Below are 21,576 nucleotides of genomic sequence, written 5' to 3'. Positions count from 1 at the left end.
CCCGTCAAGTCGCGGCAGAGACTATCGCGCGATGCGTCGCGCGCACAGCCTCGCTGTCCGGCACGGTGCCCAACCGAGAGGCAGCCCGACCGTCACGCCGAACGCGCCGCTCACCATCCTGCGGCGGCGGGCTCGTTGAAGAACTGATCGCGCGCCGCCATGCGCGACGGCGGGCGGCGACGATGCCGCTCCGCGACGCGCTTGTTCGGGGCGGCCGCCTTGGCCTGCCTGGGCTCTGCGGCCTTGGCGTCCGAAGCCTTGGACTCCGAAGTCTTGAGCTCCGTGGCGGGCTGCGCCGCCATCGCAAATGCCTGGCGTGTACCTTCCGGCGCGGCCGGCGCCGCCGCGTCCGATGTCGATGACGCCACAGTTTTGGTCAACGGAATCTGTCGTACGTTGGTGTCGAAGACGATCTTCTCCGGCCATGTCTGCGCGGAATGAATCCGGGCGATCGAGAGGTCCGGCCCGGTGTCGGCGGCCGCGCTCACGGGGCCGGCCAGGTAGTAATCAGCAAGGTACAGGAGGGCGAGCAGAGCGCCGCCGGTGAAGACGAAATAGCGGATGAGCGGCATGGGTCCCTCGATCGCCTCGTTATCGAGGCCCCTGCAGCAACGGGAAAGAGTGGCAAACGTTCCGGCGCGAGGGCGAGCAATCGCGGAGAAACTCGCTCAGTCGTCACTGGCATTCCGCTTGCTGCAAGGGAGGCAAATCCCTCAGACCCGCAGTGGGTCTGTCTCATCGTGAGGCGATCATGCATCCGACGTCCCGTTTCGAAGCGACCATGCCGACCCAGCTCCACGCATTGATCTCCGATCTGCGCTGGCGCATGCGAATGATCGACGCCGACATTCTGGAGGAAGAGCGGAAGGCTGGAAACTCCGATCCCCAGAACGTCGCCTACCCCATGCTCGCGCAGAACCTGCGGGCCCGGCGCGACAATATCCGGGTGAGCATCGCCATTCTCGAAAGCCGGCTTGAAAAGCAATCGACCGAGTGGCCGCGCGCGGCCTGATGCCGTGACGGGCCGACCTCCAGACGCACGCCGACGCGAAGGAACTCGCGTTGCCGATCTGCAACGGTTCCCGTTCGTCTGAAGCCCGACAAAAGAAATTCCCATTGCGGCCACGAACCCCTCTCACAACGCCGTGAGACGAGCAGGGGAACTACGATGCGTGCGCAACGAGTCTGGGTGGTGAATGGGGCCGCCAGCGTCGAACAATTGCAAACCAGATTGGACGATCTGAACAAGCGGCTCGGTCAACTCGAGACCCAGCACCCTGATAGCTGGAAAGTCGAAGAGCTCAGATCGAGCGCGCTCAGCCTGTCGCGCGAAATCGACGAGATCCGCTGCGCCGAAGCGACGGCGGCGCTGAGCGAGCTGCTGCGGAAGTAGCCAGCGTTCGCGCGATTCGCCCGCCGCGCAAGGAACCAACGCCGCCTCCCCGCCATTGCCATGCCGAGCATGGAGCAAAATCATGACCAGGCACCTGACGCGGGCCGATCTCGCGCGCGGCGTGGCCGGCGCGGTATCCACGCTGGTCCTGTGCGCGGCGATGGCCTTCACCATCGCGCGCCACTTCGCATTGTAAAGCATTTGGCGCTGTGAGGTATTTGCGATGACGTCCGACCCCGAGGAATCGGTCAGGCTGCAAGGCTACGGCGAGATGACCTTGCGTACCGCCGTCACGACGATGATGTTGCTGGCACCGCGCGAGCGCGCGGACGCCGCCATCTTCCGCGACGGCGTGCGGCTTGCCTCAGGCGAAATTGCCGAACTCGCCTCCGAATGGGGCATCAAGCCAGCGCCCGAGATCAGGTCTCCGAAACTCGTCCCGGAGCAAGATTGGACGCAAATCGTTCGCGGCATGGTCCGCGAGGCGCCGCTGCCGGCGCTGATGATTGCGTTCATGGTCGGTGTGCTGGTGGCCAGGCGGTAGTCCTCTGACCTAGCTTGCAACGCCGAGTTATCGATATCGGCAAACGCCGAGCCATGCCTTCGCAACACGCCGCCCTGTCCGGCCAAATCGGCCGTGGACCCGCCCTGAAAATCGTTGCAAGAAGGCGCTCCCGGGCGCCGGCGGCCGGTCCGCCAAGCCTTTGGGGAACGAGCCTCTAGGAAAACGTCGACTTTTGGAAGAATGGTCGGAGTGGCAGGATTCGAACCTGCGACCCCTGCGTCCCGAACGCAGTGCTCTACCGGGCTGAGCCACACTCCGACAAGAGGCCGGCTTATAGCGTCGGGTTTGGCGCACCGCAAGCGGCCGAGCTGAGGAATCTTATCCCTGTGAAAACGGGTCTTGAAACGCTGATTTTACCGGCCGGCGAGGCCGGCGCGGAAGCTGCCGCCCGGACATTGGCCGCCGGCGGGCTGGTCGCGTTCCCGACCGAGACGGTCTACGGGCTCGGGGCGGACGCTGGAAATGCCGGCGCGATCGCCCATCTTTACGCCGCCAAGGGGCGGCCGGCCTTCAATCCGCTGATCGCGCATGTCGCCGACCTCGCGGCGGCGCGGAGGATCGGGCGATTCGACGCCTGCGCCTTGCGCCTTGCGGAGGCGTTCTGGCCGGGGCCGCTGACGCTGGTGGTGCCGAAGACGGAAAACTGCCCCGTGGCCGAGCTTGCCACCGCGGGCCTCGATACGGTCGCGATCCGCATTCCGGCCCATCCGGTGGCGCAGGCGATCCTGCGCGCCTTTGGCGGGGCTGTGGTGGCGCCGTCGGCCAACCTCTCCGGCCACGTCTCGCCGACGCTGGCTGCCCATGTCGAGGGCGACCTTGCGGGGCGGATCGACCTGATCGTCGACGGCGGGCCGGTTACGGTCGGCGTCGAATCGACCATCGTCGGCTGCTTCGCGGCGCCGATGCTGCTGCGGCCCGGCGGGCTGTCACGCGAGCGGATCGAGGTCGTGCTCGGCACGCCGCTGGCGCGACTGCCGGCGGAGGCCGACAGCGACGACAGCCAGCCGCTGGCGCCGGGCATGCTGGCCTCGCATTACGCGCCACGCGCCAATGTGCGGCTCAATGCGCAGGATGTCGCGCCGGGCGAAGCGCTGCTGGCGTTCGGCCCCGCGCGCCTGCCTGGCCTGGAGGCTGCCACCGCCGTCATGAATTTGTCCCCCACCGGCGATCTCGATGAAGCCGCCGCCAATCTGTTCGGCTATCTTCGCGCCCTCGATGTGAGGAGCCCGCGGGCGATTGCGGTGATGGCGATCCCCGAACAGGATCTGGGCGAAGCGATCAATGATCGGCTGCGCCGGGCGGCCGTGGCGCGATAGCGCATGATCCGGAAAAGTGTGTAGCGGTTTTCCGGCAAGATCATGCGCAAAGAGTAAGAAGCTTGAGAAGAGACAAGACAATGAACATTAATCATCCCGCCACCCCTCCGCTTGCCCCCGATTTGATCGAACAATTCCGCAAGATCGTCGGCGAGAGGCACGCCATCACGGATGCGGCCGACATCGAGGCCTATGTCACCGAGGAGCGCAATCTGTTCCACGGCCGCTCGCCACTGGTGCTGCGCCCGGGCTCGACCGCCGAAGTGGCCGCAATCTGCAAGCTCGCCTCCGCGCACAGAATCGCGCTGGTGCCGCAGGGCGGCAACACCGGGCTCGTCGGCGGCCAGACGCCGCACAATGGCGAGGTGGTGGTGTCGCTGCGGCGGCTCGACAAGATCCGTGAGATCGACACTGCGTCGAACACCATGACCTGCGAGGCCGGCGTGGTCCTGCAGATCGCGCAGCAGAAGGCCGCGGACGTCGACCGGCTGTTTCCGCTCTCGCTCGGCGCGGAAGGGAGCTGCACCATCGGCGGCAATCTCTCGACCAATGCCGGCGGCACGGCCGCGCTCGCCTATGGCGTCGCGCGCGAGATGGCGCTGGGGCTCGAGGTGGTGCTGGCGGACGGGCGCGTGCTCAACGTGCTCTCCAAGCTGAAGAAGGACAACACCGGCTACAATCTGCATAACCTCTTCATCGGCGCCGAAGGCACGCTCGGCATCATCACCGCGGCGACGCTAAAATTGTTTCCGAAGCCGCGGTCGATCGAGACCGCCTTCGTCGGGCTGAAGTCGCCGGACGCCGCGCTGAAACTGCTGGCAATCGCGCAAAGCGAGGCCGCCAATGCGCTGACGAGCTTCGAGCTGCTCTCGGAGATGGCGGTCGATTTCTCGATCCGCCACGGCATCGACGTGCGCGATCCGCTCGCGCAGAAGCATGCCTGGTACGTGCTGATGGAATTGTCTTCGCCGGGTGACGATGCCCGCACGCCGCTGGAAGCGATCCTCGGCCGCGCCATGGAGGACGAGATCGTCGACGACGCGGTGATCGCGGCCAACCTCACCCAGCGAGCCGGCTTCTGGAAGCTGCGCGACGAGATGTCGTCGGCGCAGAAGCCGGAGGGCGGCTCGATCAAGCACGACATTTCCGTGCCGGTGGCCACGGTGCCCGCCTTCATTGCCGAGGCCAATGAAGCCGTGGTCAAACTGATCCCCGGCGCGCGGCCGGTGCCGTTCGGCCATCTCGGCGACGGCAATCTGCACTACAATGTCAGCCAGCCCATCGGCGCCAACACCGCGGATTATTTGGCGCGGTGGCACGAGATGAACGCGGTCGTGTTCGCGATCGTGCTGCGCATGGGCGGTTCGATCTCGGCGGAGCACGGCATCGGCGTGCTCAAGCGCGACGAGCTGCCCGACGTGAAGGACAAGACCGCAATCGAGCTGATGCGACAGCTCAAGGCGATGCTCGATCCGCTCGGAATCATGAACCCGGGAAAAGTGCTGTGAGTGCGCTCAGGATCGATGCGATCACCGACCCCGATGTCGAGCCCGTGGTCGCGCTGTGGCAGCGCTGCGGCCTGACCCGGCCCTGGAACGATCCGCATGCCGACATCGCGCTGGCGCGGCGGCGCGACAATTCCACCATCCTGCTCGGCCGCGACGGCGGCGCCATCGTCGCCACCGTGATGGTCGGCCATGACGGCCATCGCGGCTGGGTCTATTACGTCGCCGTCGACCCGGATAGACAGAAGCGTGGCTACGGACGCGTCATCATGGCAGCGGCCGAGGACTGGCTGCGCGCGGCTGGAATTCTGAAGCTCCAGCTCCTGGTCCGGCGCGGGAATGAGCAGGCCAATGCGTTCTACCAGTCGCTGGGTTTCGAGGAATCGACCTCGGTGATGTTCCAGAAGTGGCTCGACGGCCGCACCACAACGCCAAGCAATTGAGATCGAGCCATGACCATTTCCGACCGCGTCCGCATCAAGGACGTCCGCGTGCTCTCGGACGGCTGGACCACGCTGAAGAACACCACGTTTGAGTACCGGCGCGCCAATGGCGAATGGCAGACGCAGCACCGCGAGACCTATGAGCGCGACAACGCAGCCGCCGTGCTGCCATATAATCTGGCACGCCGTACCGTGATCCTGGTGAAGCAATTCCGCCTGCCGGCGTTCATTCGCGGCTACGACGATCTCCTGATCGAAGCCGCCGCCGGCGTGCTGGACGACGCCTCGCCCGAAATGCGCATCCGCGCCGAGGCCGAGGAGGAGACGGGTTATCGCCTGCACCACGTCCACAAGGTGTTCGAGGCGTTCATGAGTCCCGGCGCCATCACCGAGAAGCTGCATTTCTTTGTCGCCGAGTACGAGCCGGAGATGCGGGTCAGCGACGGCGGCGGTCTCGAACACGAAGGCGAGGACATCGAGGTGCTGGAGCTCGGCATCGACGAGGCGCTGGCGATGATCGCGGACGGCCGCATCATCGACGCCAAGGCCATCATGCTGCTGCAGCATGTGGCGCTGCATGTGTTTCGGTGAGCTCGCTTACTCTTGAGCTCACCCCCGACTATCTCTAGTCTGTCGCCAACAAGAACCAGGAGACGCGCCCCATGACCGCTTCGCGCGACGACGAATTCGGCTTTGCGCCCGACTATGACGCCCCCGTTCCCTATATGCAGCGCACGCGGGACTATTACGCCGCGATTGGCTACACCACGGCGTATCGCTGGGCTCATTACACCGAGGCGCCGTTCCAGCCGCTGAAGAAGCCGCTGGCGCAATCACGCGTCACCATCATCACGACGGCCGCGCCGTACGATCCGGACAAGGGCGACCAGGGACCGGGCGCGGCGTATAATGGCGGCGCGAAATTCTACCAGGTCTATGACGGCGACACGGCGAAGCAGCACGACCTTCGCATCTCCCATATCGGCTACGACCGCAAGCACACCACGGCCACCGACAACGGCACCTGGTTTCCGCTGCCGCAGCTTTTGAAGGCGAGCGCCGCCGGGCGCATCGGCGAGGTGGCCCCGCGGTTCTTCGGCGCGCCGACCAACCGCAGCCATCGCGTCACCCTCGACACCGACGCGCCCGAAATCCTGGCGCGGGCCGTTGCCGACAAGGTTGACGTCGCCGTGCTGGTGCCGAACTGCCCGGTCTGTCACCAAACTACGGCGCTGGTGGCGCGGCATCTCGAGGCCAACGGCATTCCGACCGTGATCATGGGCTGCGCCAAGGACATCATCGAGCACGCCGCTGTGCCGCGCTTCCTGTTCTCGGATTTTCCGCTCGGCAATTCCGCCGGCAAGCCGCACGACGTGGCCTCGCAGGCACAGACGATCGAGCTGGCGCTCACGCTGCTGGAGACCGCAAGCGGCCCGCAGACCACGATGCAGTCACCGCTGCGCTGGAGCGAGGACGCTTCCTGGAAGCTCGACTACAACAACGTCGCGCAGCTCTCGCCTGAAGAGCTGGCGCGCCGCCGTGCCGAATTCGACAAGCAGAAGGAGATCGCGCGCGGCAATCGCGCCGCCTGACGTCCTCCGACAACCAAAAACAAAAAGGGAGAGCGACGTGACGCGACCGTTCGAGGGCGTGAAGATCCTGGACTTCACGCAAGTGCTGGCCGGCCCCTATGCGAGCTACCAGCTCGCGCTCCTGGGCGCCGACGTCATCAAGGTCGAGCGGCGCGAGGGCGAGGACATGCGCCGCACGCCGCTCAGCCGCGAATGGGCGGAGCGCGGGCTCGCGCCGGCGTTCCAGGCCATCAACGGCAACAAGCGCAGCCTGACGCTCGATCTGCAAAAGCCCGATGCGATCGCAATCGTGAAGAAGCTCGCGAGCCAGGTCGACGTGGTCATGGAGAATTTTCGCCCCGGCGTGATGGACAAGCTCGGCATCGGCTATGAGGCGCTGTCCGCGATCAATCCGAAGCTGATCTACTGCGCGGTATCAGGCTTCGGCCAGACCGGTCCGGATCGGCTGCGCCCCGGCTATGACGGCAAGATGCAGGCGCTGTCGGGCATCATGGCGATCACGGGTCATCCCGAAACCGGCCCGACGCGTGCAGGCTTTGCCGTGTGCGACGTGCTGTCGGGCGCCACGGCTGCGTTCGGCGTGTCGAGCGCGCTGTACCAGCGCGATCGCACCGGCAAGGGGCAGCTCATTGACGTCTCCATGCTGGAGGCGACGATGGCGTTCCTGTCGGGGCAGATCGCGGACTGGTCGGTCGCCGGCCATCGCCAGCAGCTGTCGGGCAATCAGGCCGTCAGCCGCAGGACCACGGCGAATTTGTTTAGATGCGGCGACGGTCACATCCTGCTTGCCGTCAACAACGAGAAGCAATATCGCGCGCTGATGTCTGCGCTCGGCCGCGAGGACACGCTCGGCGATCCGCGCTTTGCCGACTGGTTCGCGCGCAACGAGAACGAGCCGGCGCTGCGCGCCATCATCGAAGAGGCGCTCGCGGCAAGGCCGGCGCGCGAATGGGAAACCATTCTGGAAGATGCCGGCGCGCCCTGCGCCAGCATCTGGAAGGTCGAGGAAGTGATCGACCATCCGCAGATCAAGGCGCGCGGCGCGATCCAGGAGCTGGATACGCCCTACGGGCGGCTTCGTTTCGCCGGCAGCGGATTCAAGCTCGCGCATGGCGGCGGCAGGCTGGACCGGATGGCGCCGGAGCTGGGGGCGGATACGGATGCGGTGCTGGGCGAGCTGGGATTTGACGCGGCGGAGATCGCGGAGCTGAGGGCGAGGGAGATTGTGTGAGGCCGAAGCCGCCTAGAACAACGACCCCTGCCCGTCATCGGCCGACCCGGCCGCCGCTTTCCGCACCGCCCGCTTCGGTTTCGCGGCCTCTACCTCCGCCTCGATCTCCTCCGCGCTGATCGGAAGGAGCAACTGGTCGTCGTCATTGGCGACGCGGTTGACGCGGGTGGAGACCGGGTGCCAGGCGAATTCGCCGATGCGCGGCGCTGTCATCAGCGGTAACACGGCATCGACGTCGTCGCTGCGGCTGTCGAGCCAGCGCTCGAAATCGCGCGGGCTGATGGTGACGGGCACGCGGTCATGCAGCGTGGCGAGATCCTCGCCCGCGGCCGCCGTGACGATCGCGACCGTGTCGAGCTCCTCGCCGTTCGGCCCGGCCCAGGTCTCGAACAATGCGGCGAAGCCGAGCGGCGCGCCGTCGGCGCGATGGATGTAGAAGGGCTGCTTGCGGCCATCCTCCGTCTTCCATTCGTAATAGCCGTCGGCGGGAATCAGGCCGCGGCGCCGGCGAATCGCGCGTTTGAAGGCGGGCTTCTCCAGCACAGTCTCGGAACGCGCATTGATCAGGAGCGTAAATCCCTTGGGATCCTTCACCCAGCCCGGCAGCAGGCCCCAGCGCATCAGGCGAAAATGGCGCGCGCCGTTCTCGACCAGCACGACCGGAATCGGTTGTGTCGGGGCCACGTTGAACCGGGGCGGGAAGTTCGGCTGCTCGATGTAGCCGAACAGTTGCCGCAAAGCCGCGGGGGCCGAAGTTATGACGAAGCGTCCACACATCCTTGAGGGCCTATATAGGGTCCGTTCAGGTCCTTTTAACCCCGAACGTTAACACTGCGGCAGATGAGCTCAACGGTCTCCCAGCCGGCGCGAATGCATGGACAGACGGCGCCCGAGGCAGCGGCCTGGGCCGAGCGGCTGCGCGTGGCCAACATCAACCCGCGGACCGGGCTTGCCACCGACTATCTCAACCATTTCAATGAAGCCGTGATGCTGCTGGAAATGGTCCCGGACATGCCGGAATGCGCGGAAGATTTTCTGACCTGGTCGCCACTGTCCTATGCCGAGCATTTCACCGCCTCGAATTTCAAGGCGCGGGATCTGGCGATCGAAGCCTATGAAAAGGCCGACCCGAATGTGCGCGCCCAGTTCGACCACCTCGCCGACACCATGACCTCGATCCTGACGGCGGTCGGCTCGGCCATGCGCGAGGTCGAGAAGGACACGACCCGCGTTCGCCTCGCCGAGCAGGCCGCCCACTGGGTCAAGCCGCTGATCGCGGCTTGCGGCGGCATCATCAATGGCGGCGCGGAAGCCGACATCGACACCATCATGGCGAACTGAGCCCGAACAGGTGACGTCATGGCCGCGATCGTTCAGCCCACCCGTCCCCAGATCGCGGTCAGTGCCGCGATTTTTCGTGACGGCAAAGTGCTTCTGACCCGTCGCGCGCGCTCGCCGGCAAAGGGGTTTTATTCGCTGCCGGGCGGCCGGGTCGAATTCGGCGAATCGCTGCACCAAGCGCTGGGCCGCGAGATCGAGGAGGAGACCGGGCTCAATATCGACATCATCGGCCTCGCGGGCTGGCGCGAAGTGCTCCCCGCCGCGGCCGGCGCCGGCCACTACCTGATCATGTCCTTTGCTGCCCGCTGGGTGGCCCGGGAGCCGGTTCTCAACGACGAGCTCGACGACTACCGCTGGATCGCCCCGGAGGCCCTGGCGAGCCTTGGCGACCTCAAGCTGACCGGCGGGCTGGAAGAGGTCATCCAGTCCGCCCACCGGCTGATCGGCCCCTGACGGCCCGGCGCCTTGCGTCCACCGCCTTGAGGAGGCATACACCCGGCCGATGTCGACGCGATTTCTGGCCATTTTTGTCCTGATTCTCGCCTGCGCCTCGGTGCCCACGAGGGCTCAGGACGGGGCAGCGCCGTTTGACGGCGATTTGCAGCGGCTGGCCGAGATCCTCGGTGGGCTGCACTATCTGCGCGGCATCTGCGGGTCCAACGAGGGCAACAAATGGCGCAGCGAGATGCAGGCGCTGATCGATGCCGAAACACCCGCGGGCGAACGCCGCACCCGCATGATCGCCGGCTTCAACCGCGGCTATAACGGTTTTCAGCAGACCTACCGGAGCTGCACGCCGGCCGCGACGGTGGCGATCCGCCGCTACATCGAGGAAGGCTCGAAGATCTCGCGCGATCTCACGGCGCGTTACGCGAACTGAACTCTCCATTCGTCATTCAGGGGCGCGACGAAAGTCGCGAGCCCGGAATGACGGCGGCGGGAACCCTGTCATCGACTTTGTACACAGCCGTTAACCGTTCCTAAAGATGTGGCCTAGCGGGCGTTAACGCGCGTGCTACACCTCTCGCACAGCGCATCGCCGTGGATCGCGCCCCAGCCCTGATCGAGTCTCATGAGCCATCCAGTGTCCTACGCCCCCGCACGCGCGCCGCTGCCCGATCACGAGCAGAAGCAGGCCGCACTGAGCTATCTCAACGAGGCCTGGGCCGAAGCGCGCCATGATGGCGTCGACGGCGACTGCCTGGCGCAGGCCAGCCTGTTCGCGGCTCTTGCCGAGCTCGTCGGCACCTATGGCGAGGATGCGGTGGCGAAGTTCGTCGAAGGCTTTCCTGGCCGCATCCGCAACGGCGAATTCTCGATCGACATCTCCCGACAGTAAGCGCGTCCGAAAATGACCCCGCCACGCAGGCGGGGCCGGTTTCCGCCGCAAGCGGGCATGCTCCCGGCCCGTTACGGCTCGATCTTGAGCGTCGCTTTCATGTTGGGATGATAGCGGCAGTAATAATAGACCGTGCCCGCCTTCTTCAGAACCAACGTCCCTGATTTTTTCGCCGGCAGGTTCACGTCGAAATCGCCGTTCCCAGCGGTCGCAGTGTGGGCGAAGACGTCCTTGTTGATCCATTCAATGGTGTCGCCGACCTCGGCCGAAGCGTCTTTCGGCGACACCTCGAGATTCTCCATCGTGATCTCTATGGTCGCAGCGTGCGCCGGGACGGCCGACGCCACGAGCAGGACCGCTGACGCGATCGCAGACAATCGTCCCGGCATCATCGCCTCCCTATTTCAGCTCCGCCGCGACGTGCTCGGCGTGCTGCTGATGGCCCTGGAAGATTTTCAGACCGGTCTGCAGCAGGCTCTTCAGTTCGGCATTGCTGGCGGATGGAATGAGCTGGGTTTCCAGCGCGCCGTTGACCGTTTTGTGGTAGGCGACCTCGTTTGCGACATAGGCCTTGTCGAAGGCCGCACCGCTCAGCTTGTCCTGTTCGGCGAGCTTCTCGCTCGCCTGCTTTGACAGCGCCTTGCTGGTGTCGTTGTCTTCAGGCGTGACGTTCAGCTTCTTGACCAGCGCGAGCGCCTGCTTGTTGACGGCCTCATGGTCGCGCAGCATGTCCTCGGCGAACGCCTTCACGTCCTTGTTCCTGGCCTTCTTCTGCGCCTGCTTGGCTGCGTTGATGTCGATCACGCCCGCGGTGTAGGCGATATGGGCGATCTGCGGATCGGTCAGCTTGTCGGCGGCTCTGGCGCCTTGCAGCAGCGCAGGGCTCGACAACAAAATTGCAGCGGCGATCGCCGCGCTCCAACGAACGAACATGGTTTGAAACTCCTGTGGTGCCGGACGTTTTGCCGGCGCGTTGCTTCACAGGCGTTGGATGGGACTATGGCGCGAACGTTCCCGAAAAACTTCAGCCGCCGATGCCGAGCCGCTTCAGCACTGACACGGTCAGCCGCTCGCAGCGCCACCCGGCGAACGGGAACGCATCCATTACCACCGGACCGATCTCCTTCTCGACGTTCTCGCGCAACATGGTGCGCGCACGGTGCAGTCGCGTCTTCACGGTCTCGGGCTTGACGCCGAGCAACTCGGCGGTCTCCTCGATGTTCATGCCTTCCATGACGCGTGCGACGAAGACCATGCGGAAGACATCCGGTAATTCATCGATGGCGCGCTCGACGACGCGCTGGATTTCACGTTGGGCCATGGTCCTTTCCGGATCGCCTGCGGGAGAAGCGGGAAATTTGATGATCTGCGCCTCGAGCGTCGCTTCGGGCACCGAGCCCAGCTCGACATGCGGCCTGGCGCTTCGCGCCCGGCCTAGCGCCTCGTTGATGGCGATGCGCGACAGCCAGGTCGACAGTCCGGACTCGCCGCGGAAGCCGTCGAGATGGGTGAAGGCGCGGACATAGGTTTCCTGAACGACATCCTCGGCTTCGCTGTCGCTGCGCAGAATTCCGCGCGCCAAACGATAGAGCCTGCGGTTGTTGGTCTGCATGATCTCGCGCAGCGCGGCCTCGTCACGGCCCCGCGCCCGCTCGACCAGTTCGGCTTCCAATGTCCTGACTTCTGATGTTTTGGCGCTGGCGGACAGGCCGGCTGCGGTCCGTGGCATGGCGGTCACCTGCTGGTTTGGCTTCGTTCCGGACATTGGATGCCGCCCCAAGGGAAAGGTTCCCAAGTTTCTGTCCCTCCCTTGGGGAGGGACCAGGGAATGTCCTAATCAGTCTCGATCGGGAGCGCTGGTTCCCTCGCCCACTCGCCCATCGAGGCGTCGTAGAGCGTCAGCTTGTCGTAACCGAGCTGCGTCAGCAGCAGCAGGTCGATCGTCGCCGAGATGCCGCCGCCGCAATAGCAGATCACATCCTTGTCGCGGGTGACGCCTGCGGCGACGAATTTGGCTTCGGCATCGGCGAGCGTCGTCAGAGTCTTGTCGGCATTGACGAGCGTTGCCGCTGATACGTTGACGCTGCCTGGAATGCGGCCGGGCCGCCCGTAGCGGCTCGGCTCGAGGCCGCGATGAAACTGCGGACCGAGCGCGTTGACGATAACAGTCGCGGGATCGCCGAGCCGTGCCTTCACTGCATTCTTGTCGACGAAGAAGCCTGCGCGCGGTGTGGCCTTGAAGGTCGTGGCCGGATAGCCTTTCGGGGCGCCTGTTACGACTGGCCGTCCCTCTTCCTTCCATTTGTCGAGGCCGCCGTCGAGCACCCGCGCGTCAACGCCGAGCGAGCGCAGCATCCACCAGAACCGCGTCGACCACATCATGGTGCCGATGCTGTAGAGCACGACGGACTTGGATGCATCGAGGCCGTGGCGGCCGAAGGCGGCCTCCAGCTGGGCCACATCAGGCATCATGAAGAATTGCTGCGCAGAGGCGTCGGAGAACTCGCCTTGCAGGTCGAGAAAATCGGCGCCCGGGATGTGGCCGGCCTCGAACGTCTTGTCGCCGGGCACGGCACGATAGGGCACGTCGCTGCCTGGCGGCACCGGCTCGTTGTAGGTCGTGCCGTCGTAGAGGCGGAGATTCGGATCGCCGAGCTGGGCTGCGAGTTGCTCGGTGCTGATGAGGGATGTCGGTTGGGTCATTGTGCGCTCCCATGTCTCCCAATGTCGTCCCGGCGAAGGCCGGGACCCATAGCCCCGGGAAGAAATTATGTGGAGGCTAGTCGTTCGGTACTGCGACTTTCGCAACCGAGACACCTCGCGGTATGGGTCCCGGCCTTCGCCGGGACGACATCGAGTGTGCTGCGCGCGCGTGCTGCCTCACCGCAAATTACTTACGCCTTCAACGTCTCCAGAAACCGCACCGGCTCACCTTGCGCGGCGGTCACGAGCTCGCCCTGCCACATCACACGGCGGCCGCGGATGAAGGTGCCGACGGGCCAGCCGGTGACGCGCAACCCGTCATAGGGGGTCCAGCCGGCCTTGGACGCGACCCATTTGTTGGTGATGGTCTCGCTGCGCTTGAGATCAACGATGGTGAAATCGGCGTCGTAGCCGGCCGCGATCCGCCCCTTGCAGGCCATGTTGTAGAGACGCGCTGGGCCGGCGCTGGTGAGATCGACGAATCTTGCCAGCGACAGCCGACCCGCATTGACGTGGTCGAGCATGAGCGGCACCAGCGTCTGCACGCCGGTCATGCCGGAGGGCGAGGCCGGATAGGTCTTCTGTTTCTCTTCAAGCGTATGCGGGGCGTGGTCCGAGCCGAGCACGTCGATGATGCCCTGCTCGATGCCGCGCCAGATCCCGGCGCGATGATCGGCGCCGCGCACCGGCGGGTTCATCTGCGCCAGCGTGCCGAGCCGCTCGTAGCATTCGGGCGCGACCAGCGTGAGATGATGCGGCGTCGCCTCGCAGGAGGCGACATCCTTGTGGTCGCGCAAAAATTCGATCTCTTCCTTGGTCGAGATGTGCAGCACATGGATGCGCTTGCCCGTCTCGTGCGCGAGCTTCACCAGCCGCTGCGTCGCCATCAGCGCCGCGGTCTCGTCGCGCCACACCGGGTGCGAGCGCGTGTCGCCCTCGATGCGCAGCGATTTGCGCTCGTTGAGGCGGTATTCGTCCTCCGCGTGGAACGCTGCGCGGCGGCGAATCACCTGGAAGATGCGGCGCAGGCTTTCGTCGTCTTCCACCAAGAGCGCGCCGGTCGAGGAGCCGATGAACACCTTGACGCCGGCGCAACCGGGCGCTCGCTCCAGCACCGGCAGGTCCTGCACGTTCTCGCGGGTGCCCCCGATGAAGAAGGCGAAGTCGCAATGCATGCGGTGATGGGCACGCTTCACCTTGTCGGTGAAGGTGGCCTCGGTCACGGTCAATGGCGAGGTGTTCGGCATCTCGAACACGGCGGTGACGCCGCCCATCACGGCGCTTCGCGAGCCGGTCTCGAGGTCTTCCTTCTGCTCCAGCCCGGGCTCGCGGAAATGCACCTGCGTGTCCATCACGCCGGGCAGGATGTGCAGGCCCTTGCAGTCGATCACCTCCGCGGCGGAAGCCTGCGACAGCGCACCGATCTCGGCAATGCGGCCGTCGACGACGCCGATATCGCGGGCTCCCTCGCCGTCCTGGTTGACGACAGTGCCGCCCTTGAGGATCACGTCGAAACGCTGGGTCATGGCTGAAGGCCTCTCTCGTCCCCAAGCGCAGGGCTTGAGGTCTTGTCGTTTTTGCCTTGCGGGCTTACGTTCCGGAGCAACATGTCGCAAGAGATTTTCGTATGAAATCAGCGTTTCTTCCGGACCGGGGCGTGATCAAGGTCGCGGGCGAGGATGCGCGCAACTTCCTCAATGGCCTCGTCACGACCGATGTCGACAAGCTGAAGCCGGGCCTGGGTCGATTCGGCGCGCTGCTGACGCCGCAGGGCAAGATCATCGTGGATTTCCTGATCACGGAAGCGCCTGCCGGCCATGGAGGCGGGTTCCTGATCGATTGCCCGAAGCCGCTTGCCGACGGTCTCGCTACCAAGCTGAAATTCTACAAGCTGCGCGCCAAGGTCACGGTGGAAAACCTGTCCGACGATCTCGGCGTGCTCGCGGCCTGGGACGGCAAGCCCGCGGCCCAGCCCGACCTCGCCTTCGCCGATCCGCGCAATGAGGGCCTCGGCTACCGCATCCTGATCCCCGAAGATCTCAAACAGAAGCTGTCCGATCTGATCGGCGCCGAGCTCGTCGATGCCGCCGCATACGAAGCCCACCGCATCGCGCTCGGCGTGCCGCGCGGCGGGCTCGATTTCACGTACAGCGATGCGTTCCCGCACGAGACCAACATGGACCGCCTTTCCGGCGTCGATTTCGACAAGGGCTGCTATGTCGGTCAGGAGGTCGTCTCGCGCATGCAGCATCGCGGCACCGCGCGCACCCGCAGCGTGAAGGTGCTGCTCGAGGACTCCTCGCCAGAGCCCGGCGTCAGCGTCATGGCCGGCGACAAGCCCGTCGGCACGATGGGCTCGTCGGCGAAAGGAAAGGGCATTGCGTTGGTGCGCATCGACCGCGTTGCCGACGCGCTCGATGCCGGCCAGCCGCTCACCGCCGGCGGCTTGACATTGACACTTGCGGAACCAGACGTCGTGCGCATTCCAACGAAGCAACCCATCGCATGAGCCGTGCTCCCCGCCTGCATCCCGACGGAAAGACCCGCTGCCCCTGGCCCGGCGAAGATCCGCTCTACGTCGCCTATCATGACACCGAATGGGGCGTGCCGGAATATGATGACCGCGCGCTCTATGAGAAGCTGATCCTCGACGGTTTCCAGGCCGGCCTGTCCTGGATCACGATCCTGCGCAAGCGCGATAATTTCCGCAAAGCCTTCGACGATTTCCAGCCGGAAAAGATCGCACGCTACAGCGAGAAGAAAGTTCACGCGTTGATGAACGATGCCGGCATCGTGCGCAACAAGGCCAAGATCGACGGCGCGATAGCGAGCGCGAAATCCTATCTCGACATCATGGAGAAGGGCCCCGGCTTCTCAAAATTCCTGTGGGACTTCATGGACGGAAGGCCCAAGGTCAATCATTTCAAGACCACCGCGAGCGTGCCGGCCTCGACGCCGCTCTCCATGCAGATCTCCAAGGAGCTGTCCTCGCGCGGTTTCAAATTCGTCGGCCCGACCATCGTCTATGCCTTCATGCAGGCGACCGGCATGGTCAACGATCATCTCGTCGACTGCCATTGTCACGCGAGCTGCGGCAAGACGCAGCGCAAGCCGCGCCTCAAGTCCAAATGACGGCCAGGAAGTCGTCACGCGATGTGGCGTCTCGTGCCTGGCAGCGCATGCTGTCGGGCCGGCGGCTCGATTTGCTCGATCCCTCCCCGCTCGATATCGAGATCGCCGACGTCGCGCATGGGCTGGCGCGTGTCGCCCGCTGGAACGGCCAGACCATCGGCGCGCATATCTTCTCGGTCGCGCAGCACACGCTGCTGGTCGAAACCGTGATGCGGCACGAGAACCCGCGCGTGGATCTGCGCGTGCGGCTCGCCGCGCTGCTGCACGATGCGCCCGAATATGTGATCGGCGATATGATATCGCCGTTCAAGGCGGTTCTGGACGGCCATTACAAGGCGGTCGAGAAACGCCTGCTCGGAGCCATCCACATCCGCTTTGGCCTGCCGCCGGTGCTGCCGGAGGAGATCACGTTGGCGATCAAGGCCGCCGATCGCGGCGCGGCCTATCTGGAGGCGACGACGCTCGCCGGTTTTAGCGAGAGCGAGGCCAAGCGCCTGTTCGGCAAGGATCCCGGCCTCTCCGACAGCGTCCGGCGCGACTATCTCACTCCCTGGACGGCTGCCCGGGCCGAGAAGCAGTTTCTGGAGCGGTTTGGCGCAGTGTTTGCCTGATCGTTGTCGTGGGTTAAAGTCCTGCGGGGCGGGTAGGGGCGCCCTTGCGCCGTGCCCACCCATTTTTCGCAAATGAGACGAAAGTGGTGGGTACGCTTCGCTTTGCCCACCCCGCCAACGCTCGCTATAATCTGCGGAAAAAGGTCCGCCATGATCCACGTCTGTTCCCTCGCCGCCCTTCCCGAAACCGTCCGCCTCACCAAGGCCAGCCATGTGCTGACCGTGATGGCCAATGTCGAGCAGGTCGCGCGGCCGGTGTCGGTGCTGCCGGCCAACCATCTCAAGGTGTCGATGGACGACATCACCGAGGAGATGGACGGTTTCGTCGCGCCATCGGAAACGCATATCGAGCAGGTGCTGAGCTTCGTACGCAGCTGGGACCGCGACGCGCCGCTGGTGGTGCATTGCTATGCCGGCATCAGCCGCTCCACCGCGAGCGCCTTCGCCGCCGTATGCGCACTCAATCCGGATCGCGACGAGACCGAGATCGCAAAGAAGATCCGGGCGGCTTCCCCGATCGCCTCGCCGAACCGCCGCATCGTCGGCCTTGCCGACCGTGCGCTGGGGCGCAACGGCCGCATGCTGCGCGCGCTCGACGAGATGGGTCCGGGCGCGATGATGGTCGAGGGCCGCCCCTTCGTGATCGAGCTCGAATGACACCGGCGATCGCCATCGCATGAGCGAAAAGCTGCTGACGCCGATCGAGATCGGCCTGACTGCCGCGATCGTCGCGATCGAGAATCATGAGCCGCTGATCCTCACCGCGCGCGACAGTGACGGACTGGCCGGCCTGCCGTTCGGCCCGTTCGATGCGCCGAGCCATCGCACTTTCGAGATCGGCCTGCGGGCCTGGGTCGAGGAACAGACGGGCCTGCGGCTCGGCTATGTCGAACAGCTCTACACGTTCGGCGATCGCGGCCGGCATGCCGAGGCCGGCGACACCGGCGCGCACATGGTGTCGATCGGCTATCTCGCACTGACGCGCGCCATCGGCGGCGAACTGGCAGACACGAGTGCGAGCTTCGCGCCGTGGTATGGCTTTCTACCCTGGGAGGACCGGCGCGAGGGGCCGCCGGCGACCATCGCGCGCGACATCATTCCCGCATTGACCGAGTGGGCCGAAGAGGAGACGCCGGAGACGACGCGCGCATTGCCGCGCAAGGATCGCGTGCGGTTCTATTTCGGTCTCGACGGCGCATCATGGGACGAGGAGCGCGTGCTCGACCGCTACGAGCTCCTGTACGAGGCCGGGCTGGTCGAGGAAGCACGGCGCGACGGCCGCCCTGCGGCATTAGCGCGCAAGGCGCTGTCCGCGCTCGGCACATCCATGCGCTTCGACCACCGCCGGATTCTTGCGACAGCGATCGCGCGACTGCGTGCAAAACTGAAGTATCGTCCTGTGGTCTTTGAACTTTTGCCCGCCGAGTTCACACTTACCGAATTGCAGTATACGGTGGAGGCGATCTCCGGCCGACACCTGCACAAACAAAATTTCCGCCGCCTGGTCGAAATGGAAGCCCTGGTCGAACCGACCGGGGTGATGTCGACACAGACGGGCGGACGTCCGGCGGCGCTCTACCGCTTCCGTCGCGACGTGCTCCAGGAGCGGCCCGCGCCGGGCTTGCGCGTACGCTCCCGGCGCTAACCCGAGATATGCGTGATCGGCCCCTGCCCGCCGATTGCCTGGAGGCTTTATGTCTGACGGCCCGTTTGACGTCTTCGCGCTGATCATTGCGATCATCGCTTTCATCATCGCGATCAAGGCCTCCAGCCAGACGGCTGAGCTGCGACGACGGCTGAGCTCGCTCGAAGAGACGTTCCACGCGCAACGGCCCGTGCAGCCGCCGCGTATCCCGGCAGATGTGTGGGCTGAAGCGTCCGCGACGACTTCCACAGCGCCGCCGCCGCTTGTGCCCCAAGCCGAAGCGGAAGCCGAGGCGCCGCCCCTGCTCGCCACGGAGGACGTTTCACCGCCCCCGCTCGAAGCGAGCACCGAGGCCGACGCGACGCCGCCGCTGCCCGCACCCGCGCCCGGCTTCGAGGAACGGCTCGGCACGCGCTGGGTGGTGTGGATCGGCGGCCTTGCGCTCGCGCTCGGCGGCTTCTTCATGGTGCGCTATTCGATCGAGGCCGGCCTCGTCGGCCCCGGCGTGCGCGTGTTCCTTGGCGGCGTGTTCGCGCTTGCGCTGCTTGGCGCCGGCGAATGGTCGCGGCGCAAGGAGAGCATCTCCAGCATCGCCGCGCTGCCGATCGCCAACATTCCCGCGATCCTCACCGCGGCCGGTACGGCGGTGGCATTTGCGACCATCTACGCGGCTTACGCGCTCTATGGCTTCCTCGTCCCCGCGACCGCCTTCGTGCTGCTCGGCCTCGTCGCGCTCGGCACGCTGGCCGCGGCGCTTCTGCACGGGCCCGCACTTGCGGGCCTCGGCGTGGTCGGCGCGTTCGTGACGCCGATCCTCGTCTCCAGCGGCAAACCGGACTATTGGGCGCTCTACATCTATCTCGCCATCGTCACCGCCGCGAGTTTTGGTCTCGCGCGTATCCGGCTGTGGCGCTGGCTTGCGGTCACTACCATCGCCTTTGCCGTGCTCTGGATCTTTCCGGGTCTCGACACCAGCGACTTGCAGGTCGCGCCGCACGCTTTCCATGTGATTGCAGGCTTCATTCTTGCCGCTCTTCTCGTCGTCTGCGGCTTCATGTTCGGCCCGACGATCGAGGACGGTGAGATCGAGCCGGTCTCGTCGGGATCGCTCGGTGCCTATCTGTTCGGCGCGATGCTGATCGTGCTGTCGAGCGCGCATGCGGACCTGGCGCTGATCGCCTTCACGCTGCTCGTCGGCGCGACGCTGCTGGTCGCCTGGCGGGCGCCGGCGGCCACCGGCGCGCTCGGCGCGGCCGCCGCGTCCGTCTTCGTCGTGTTCGCCGAATGGGCGGTGCGCGCCAACCCGGACATGCTGGTGCTGCCGGGCGGCCCCATCGCCGGCATCGCACCGACGGCGATCGACGGCGCGGTGACGCTGCATCTGGTGATGGCGGCGATCTTCGCCGCCGGCTTCGGCATCGCGGGCTTCCTCGCGCAGGGACGTTCGAACTCGGCGATCATTCCGGTGGTGTGGTCGGTCGCGGGTGTCGCGACGCCGATCGCGATCCTGGTCGCGCTCTACGCACGCATCGCGCATCTCGACCGCTCGATCCCGTTCGCCATTCTCGCGGTGCTGCTCGCCGCCGCCTTTGGCGCTGCCACCGAAGCGCTTGCGCGCCGCGAGACCCGGCCGGGCGCCATGATCTCCACGGCCTTGTTCGCGACCGGCACGCTCGGTGCGCTGGCGCTGGCGCTGACGTTTGCGCTGGAGAAGGGCTGGCTCACGATCGCACTGGCGCTGATGTCGCTCGGCACCGCCTGGATCTCAATGCAGCGGCCGATCCCGTTCCTGCGCTGGCTGGCCGCGATCTTCGCAGGCCTGGTCACCGCTCGTATCGGCTATGATCCGCGCATCGTCGGCGACGCCGTCGGAACCACGCCGATCTTCAACTGGCTGTTGTGGGGCTACGGCCTGCCGGCGGCATCGTTCTGGGCGGCGAGCCTGTTCCTGCGCCGCCGCGGTGACGACGCCCCTCTGCGCATGGTCGAGAGCGCCGCGATCCTGTTCACCGCGCTGCTCGCCTTCATGGAGATCCGCCATTTTGCGACCGGCGGCAACATGACGTCAGCACCATCGCTGCTCGAATTCGCCCTCCAAGTCTGCATCACGCTCGCCATGGCGATCGGGCTGGAGCGCCTGAGGCAACGCAGCCGCAGCGTCGTGCACAATGTCGGCGCGGTCGTGCTCACGGCGATCGCCGGGCTCATCAGCGTTTTCGGCCTCTTGATCCTGGAGAACCCGCTGCTGTGGCGCACCGACGTCGGCGGCGCCGTGTTCAACCTGCTGCTGCTCGGCTACGCGCTACCGGCGGTGCTGATGCTGCTGCTGTCCTATGCCGTGGCTGGCGGACGCGGCAAGGCCTACGCCAACACGATTGCGGGCGGCGCGCTGCTGTTCGCGCTTGCCTATGTCACGCTGGAGATCCGCCGCTTCTATCATGGCCCGATCCTCTCCACCGGGGTGACCACTGGCGCCGAGCAATATACCTATTCGATCGGCTGGCTCGGCTTCGGCGTGGTGCTGCTCGGCGTCGGCATTCTCGTCAATTCCGAGCGGGCGCGACTGGCGTCGGCCGTCGTGATCGCGCTGACGATCCTGAAGGCTTTCGTCATCGACATGTCGACGCTGACGGGCGTCTACCGCGCGCTGTCCTTCATGTGCCTCGGCATCGTGCTGGTCGCGATCGGCTGGCTCTACCAGCGCATCCTGTTCCGGCGGCAGGTCGCACCGCCGCCGGCTCCGCAAACGAGCACTTGAGG

26 protein-coding genes and 1 tRNA gene are annotated in these 21,576 nt (G+C 65.6%); 19 read left to right on the top strand and 8 right to left on the bottom strand.

Features of this window, described 5'->3' with window-relative positions:
- Positions 1-110: 110 nt before the first annotated feature.
- Positions 111-572: a hypothetical protein gene (locus tag GWG67_RS23285; RefSeq protein WP_275171671.1), complete on the bottom strand. Its 462-nt coding sequence runs from the start codon at positions 570-572 to the stop codon at positions 111-113.
- Between the two features lie 179 nt (positions 573-751).
- On the opposite strand from GWG67_RS23285, the gene GWG67_RS23280 reads away from it, so the two are divergent.
- The 3 genes from GWG67_RS23280 to GWG67_RS23270 all read left to right on the top strand — a co-directional run bounded on the left by GWG67_RS23280 (position 752) and on the right by GWG67_RS23270 (position 1,937).
- Positions 752-1,012 carry a hypothetical protein gene (locus tag GWG67_RS23280; protein ID WP_275171669.1) on the top strand — a complete coding sequence of 87 codons (261 nt, stop codon included), beginning with the start codon at positions 752-754 and terminating at the stop codon, positions 1,010-1,012.
- Positions 1,013-1,168: 156 nt separating this feature from the next.
- Complete coding sequence (locus GWG67_RS23275) at positions 1,169-1,393, top strand: hypothetical protein (protein ID WP_275171667.1); 225 nt, start codon at positions 1,169-1,171, stop codon at positions 1,391-1,393.
- 223 nt (positions 1,394-1,616) lie between these two features.
- On the top strand, positions 1,617-1,937 hold the full coding sequence (locus tag GWG67_RS23270) for a hypothetical protein (protein ID WP_275171665.1): 321 nt from the start codon (positions 1,617-1,619) through the stop codon (positions 1,935-1,937).
- Between the two features lie 202 nt (positions 1,938-2,139).
- Here GWG67_RS23270 and GWG67_RS23265 read toward each other — a convergent pair.
- Positions 2,140-2,216, bottom strand: a tRNA-Pro gene (locus GWG67_RS23265).
- Positions 2,217-2,284: 68 nt separating this feature from the next.
- Between GWG67_RS23265 and GWG67_RS23260 the strand changes: the two genes are divergently transcribed.
- The 6 genes from GWG67_RS23260 (at position 2,285) to GWG67_RS23235 (ending at position 8,045) form a co-directional block, all read left to right on the top strand.
- Positions 2,285-3,274 carry an L-threonylcarbamoyladenylate synthase gene (locus tag GWG67_RS23260; protein WP_275171663.1) on the top strand — a complete coding sequence of 330 codons (990 nt, stop codon included), beginning with the start codon at positions 2,285-2,287 and terminating at the stop codon, positions 3,272-3,274.
- Positions 3,275-3,354: 80 nt separating this feature from the next.
- Entirely contained in the window at positions 3,355-4,782 is a 1,428-nt protein-coding gene (locus tag GWG67_RS23255) for an FAD-binding oxidoreductase (RefSeq protein WP_275171660.1), read from the top strand.
- Positions 4,779-5,222 carry a GNAT family acetyltransferase gene (locus tag GWG67_RS23250; protein WP_275171658.1) on the top strand — a complete coding sequence of 148 codons (444 nt, stop codon included), beginning with the start codon at positions 4,779-4,781 and terminating at the stop codon, positions 5,220-5,222. The genes GWG67_RS23255 and GWG67_RS23250 overlap by 4 nt, the downstream gene beginning before the upstream one ends.
- 9 nt (positions 5,223-5,231) lie before the next feature.
- Entirely contained in the window at positions 5,232-5,813 is a 582-nt protein-coding gene (locus GWG67_RS23245) for a GDP-mannose pyrophosphatase (RefSeq protein ID WP_027568647.1), read from the top strand.
- 71 nt (positions 5,814-5,884) lie between these two features.
- Complete coding sequence (locus tag GWG67_RS23240; protein ID WP_275171656.1) at positions 5,885-6,814, top strand: glycine/sarcosine/betaine reductase selenoprotein B family protein; 930 nt, start codon at positions 5,885-5,887, stop codon at positions 6,812-6,814.
- A 37-nt stretch (positions 6,815-6,851) separates the two neighbouring features.
- The gene (locus GWG67_RS23235) at positions 6,852-8,045 is read left to right on the top strand and encodes a CaiB/BaiF CoA-transferase family protein (RefSeq protein WP_275171654.1); all 1,194 of its coding nucleotides are present in this window, start codon (positions 6,852-6,854) and stop codon (positions 8,043-8,045) included.
- Between the two features lie 12 nt (positions 8,046-8,057).
- On the opposite strand, the gene GWG67_RS23230 is transcribed toward GWG67_RS23235, so the two are convergent.
- Positions 8,058-8,822 carry an SOS response-associated peptidase gene (locus GWG67_RS23230; RefSeq protein ID WP_275171652.1) on the bottom strand — a complete coding sequence of 255 codons (765 nt, stop codon included), beginning with the start codon at positions 8,820-8,822 and terminating at the stop codon, positions 8,058-8,060.
- A 63-nt stretch (positions 8,823-8,885) separates the two neighbouring features.
- Between GWG67_RS23230 and GWG67_RS23225 the strand changes: the two genes are divergently transcribed.
- The 4 genes from GWG67_RS23225 to GWG67_RS23210 all read left to right on the top strand — a co-directional run bounded on the left by GWG67_RS23225 (position 8,886) and on the right by GWG67_RS23210 (position 10,725).
- Entirely contained in the window at positions 8,886-9,386 is a 501-nt protein-coding gene (locus GWG67_RS23225; RefSeq protein WP_275171650.1) for a hypothetical protein, read from the top strand.
- Positions 9,387-9,404: 18 nt separating this feature from the next.
- Positions 9,405-9,839, top strand: a complete 435-nt coding sequence (locus tag GWG67_RS23220) for an NUDIX hydrolase (protein WP_275171648.1) — start codon at positions 9,405-9,407, stop codon at positions 9,837-9,839.
- A 49-nt stretch (positions 9,840-9,888) separates the two neighbouring features.
- A complete protein-coding gene (locus tag GWG67_RS23215) occupies positions 9,889-10,266 on the top strand; it encodes a TIGR02301 family protein (RefSeq protein WP_275171646.1) in 378 nt (125 codons plus the stop codon).
- A 192-nt stretch (positions 10,267-10,458) separates the two neighbouring features.
- The gene (locus GWG67_RS23210; RefSeq protein WP_275171645.1) at positions 10,459-10,725 is read left to right on the top strand and encodes a hypothetical protein; all 267 of its coding nucleotides are present in this window, start codon (positions 10,459-10,461) and stop codon (positions 10,723-10,725) included.
- Positions 10,726-10,796: 71 nt separating this feature from the next.
- Here the strand turns inward: GWG67_RS23210 and GWG67_RS23205 are convergent, their stop codons facing one another.
- From GWG67_RS23205 to GWG67_RS23185, 5 genes are all read right to left on the bottom strand, one after another.
- Positions 10,797-11,114 (bottom strand): cupredoxin domain-containing protein, encoded by a 318-nt coding sequence (locus GWG67_RS23205; RefSeq protein ID WP_275171644.1) that lies wholly within the window; start codon positions 11,112-11,114, stop codon positions 10,797-10,799.
- Positions 11,115-11,124: 10 nt separating this feature from the next.
- Complete coding sequence (locus GWG67_RS23200; protein WP_275171642.1) at positions 11,125-11,658, bottom strand: DUF4142 domain-containing protein; 534 nt, start codon at positions 11,656-11,658, stop codon at positions 11,125-11,127.
- A gap of 91 nt (positions 11,659-11,749) precedes the next feature.
- On the bottom strand, positions 11,750-12,454 hold the full coding sequence (locus GWG67_RS23195; RefSeq protein WP_275171640.1) for an RNA polymerase sigma factor: 705 nt from the start codon (positions 12,452-12,454) through the stop codon (positions 11,750-11,752).
- A 104-nt stretch (positions 12,455-12,558) separates the two neighbouring features.
- Complete coding sequence (locus tag GWG67_RS23190) at positions 12,559-13,428, bottom strand: sulfurtransferase (protein ID WP_275171638.1); 870 nt, start codon at positions 13,426-13,428, stop codon at positions 12,559-12,561.
- Between the two features lie 191 nt (positions 13,429-13,619).
- Positions 13,620-14,954 (bottom strand): dihydroorotase, encoded by a 1,335-nt coding sequence (locus tag GWG67_RS23185; protein ID WP_275171636.1) that lies wholly within the window; start codon positions 14,952-14,954, stop codon positions 13,620-13,622.
- 101 nt (positions 14,955-15,055) lie between these two features.
- Between GWG67_RS23185 and GWG67_RS23180 the strand changes: the two genes are divergently transcribed.
- The 6 genes from GWG67_RS23180 (at position 15,056) to GWG67_RS23155 (ending at position 21,574) form a co-directional block, all read left to right on the top strand.
- Complete coding sequence (locus tag GWG67_RS23180) at positions 15,056-15,937, top strand: folate-binding protein YgfZ (protein WP_275171634.1); 882 nt, start codon at positions 15,056-15,058, stop codon at positions 15,935-15,937.
- Positions 15,934-16,560, top strand: a complete 627-nt coding sequence (locus tag GWG67_RS23175; protein ID WP_275171632.1) for a DNA-3-methyladenine glycosylase I — start codon at positions 15,934-15,936, stop codon at positions 16,558-16,560. The genes GWG67_RS23180 and GWG67_RS23175 overlap by 4 nt, the downstream gene beginning before the upstream one ends.
- Positions 16,557-17,171: an HD family hydrolase gene (locus GWG67_RS23170; RefSeq protein ID WP_275171630.1), complete on the top strand. Its 615-nt coding sequence runs from the start codon at positions 16,557-16,559 to the stop codon at positions 17,169-17,171. The genes GWG67_RS23175 and GWG67_RS23170 overlap by 4 nt, the downstream gene beginning before the upstream one ends.
- A 150-nt stretch (positions 17,172-17,321) precedes the next feature.
- A complete protein-coding gene (locus GWG67_RS23165) occupies positions 17,322-17,828 on the top strand; it encodes a tyrosine phosphatase family protein (protein ID WP_275171628.1) in 507 nt (168 codons plus the stop codon).
- Positions 17,829-17,847: 19 nt separating this feature from the next.
- Entirely contained in the window at positions 17,848-18,816 is a 969-nt protein-coding gene (locus tag GWG67_RS23160) for an NAD regulator (RefSeq protein ID WP_275171626.1), read from the top strand.
- A gap of 49 nt (positions 18,817-18,865) precedes the next feature.
- Positions 18,866-21,574 carry a DUF2339 domain-containing protein gene (locus GWG67_RS23155; protein ID WP_275171624.1) on the top strand — a complete coding sequence of 903 codons (2,709 nt, stop codon included), beginning with the start codon at positions 18,866-18,868 and terminating at the stop codon, positions 21,572-21,574.
- The last annotated feature ends 2 nt before the right edge of the window (positions 21,575-21,576 follow it).

Source organism: Bradyrhizobium sp. CSS354 (genome assembly GCF_029051725.1).
Taxonomy (GTDB): domain Bacteria; phylum Pseudomonadota; class Alphaproteobacteria; order Rhizobiales; family Xanthobacteraceae; genus Bradyrhizobium.
Note: the sequence above shows the minus strand (reverse complement) of the source record. Positions and strands in the feature narration are given on the sequence as shown.

What these genes read in the sequence shown, in the direction of transcription:
- GWG67_RS23180 (WP_275171634.1), top strand. Translation starts at nt 15,056, where the DNA reads ATGAAATCAGCGTTTCTTCCGGACCGGGGCGTGATCAAGGTCGCGGGC.
- GWG67_RS23160 (WP_275171626.1), top strand. Translation starts at nt 17,848, where the DNA reads ATGAGCGAAAAGCTGCTGACGCCGATCGAGATCGGCCTGACTGCCGCG.
- GWG67_RS23220 (WP_275171648.1), top strand. Translation starts at nt 9,405, where the DNA reads ATGGCCGCGATCGTTCAGCCCACCCGTCCCCAGATCGCGGTCAGTGCC.
- GWG67_RS23195 (WP_275171640.1), bottom strand. Translation starts at nt 12,454, where the DNA reads ATGCCACGGACCGCAGCCGGCCTGTCCGCCAGCGCCAAAACATCAGAA.
- GWG67_RS23170 (WP_275171630.1), top strand. Translation starts at nt 16,557, where the DNA reads ATGACGGCCAGGAAGTCGTCACGCGATGTGGCGTCTCGTGCCTGGCAG.
- GWG67_RS23155 (WP_275171624.1), top strand. Translation starts at nt 18,866, where the DNA reads ATGTCTGACGGCCCGTTTGACGTCTTCGCGCTGATCATTGCGATCATC.
- GWG67_RS23165 (WP_275171628.1), top strand. Translation starts at nt 17,322, where the DNA reads ATGATCCACGTCTGTTCCCTCGCCGCCCTTCCCGAAACCGTCCGCCTC.
- GWG67_RS23245 (WP_027568647.1), top strand. Translation starts at nt 5,232, where the DNA reads ATGACCATTTCCGACCGCGTCCGCATCAAGGACGTCCGCGTGCTCTCG.
- GWG67_RS23285 (WP_275171671.1), bottom strand. Translation starts at nt 572, where the DNA reads ATGCCGCTCATCCGCTATTTCGTCTTCACCGGCGGCGCTCTGCTCGCC.
- GWG67_RS23240 (WP_275171656.1), top strand. Translation starts at nt 5,885, where the DNA reads ATGACCGCTTCGCGCGACGACGAATTCGGCTTTGCGCCCGACTATGAC.
- GWG67_RS23200 (WP_275171642.1), bottom strand. Translation starts at nt 11,658, where the DNA reads ATGTTCGTTCGTTGGAGCGCGGCGATCGCCGCTGCAATTTTGTTGTCG.
- GWG67_RS23255 (WP_275171660.1), top strand. Translation starts at nt 3,355, where the DNA reads ATGAACATTAATCATCCCGCCACCCCTCCGCTTGCCCCCGATTTGATC.
- GWG67_RS23175 (WP_275171632.1), top strand. Translation starts at nt 15,934, where the DNA reads ATGAGCCGTGCTCCCCGCCTGCATCCCGACGGAAAGACCCGCTGCCCC.
- GWG67_RS23210 (WP_275171645.1), top strand. Translation starts at nt 10,459, where the DNA reads ATGAGCCATCCAGTGTCCTACGCCCCCGCACGCGCGCCGCTGCCCGAT.
- GWG67_RS23230 (WP_275171652.1), bottom strand. Translation starts at nt 8,822, where the DNA reads ATGTGTGGACGCTTCGTCATAACTTCGGCCCCCGCGGCTTTGCGGCAA.
- GWG67_RS23270 (WP_275171665.1), top strand. Translation starts at nt 1,617, where the DNA reads ATGACGTCCGACCCCGAGGAATCGGTCAGGCTGCAAGGCTACGGCGAG.
- GWG67_RS23205 (WP_275171644.1), bottom strand. Translation starts at nt 11,114, where the DNA reads ATGCCGGGACGATTGTCTGCGATCGCGTCAGCGGTCCTGCTCGTGGCG.
- GWG67_RS23275 (WP_275171667.1), top strand. Translation starts at nt 1,169, where the DNA reads ATGCGTGCGCAACGAGTCTGGGTGGTGAATGGGGCCGCCAGCGTCGAA.
- GWG67_RS23190 (WP_275171638.1), bottom strand. Translation starts at nt 13,428, where the DNA reads ATGACCCAACCGACATCCCTCATCAGCACCGAGCAACTCGCAGCCCAG.
- GWG67_RS23185 (WP_275171636.1), bottom strand. Translation starts at nt 14,954, where the DNA reads ATGACCCAGCGTTTCGACGTGATCCTCAAGGGCGGCACTGTCGTCAAC.
- GWG67_RS23280 (WP_275171669.1), top strand. Translation starts at nt 752, where the DNA reads ATGCATCCGACGTCCCGTTTCGAAGCGACCATGCCGACCCAGCTCCAC.
- GWG67_RS23225 (WP_275171650.1), top strand. Translation starts at nt 8,886, where the DNA reads ATGAGCTCAACGGTCTCCCAGCCGGCGCGAATGCATGGACAGACGGCG.
- GWG67_RS23215 (WP_275171646.1), top strand. Translation starts at nt 9,889, where the DNA reads ATGTCGACGCGATTTCTGGCCATTTTTGTCCTGATTCTCGCCTGCGCC.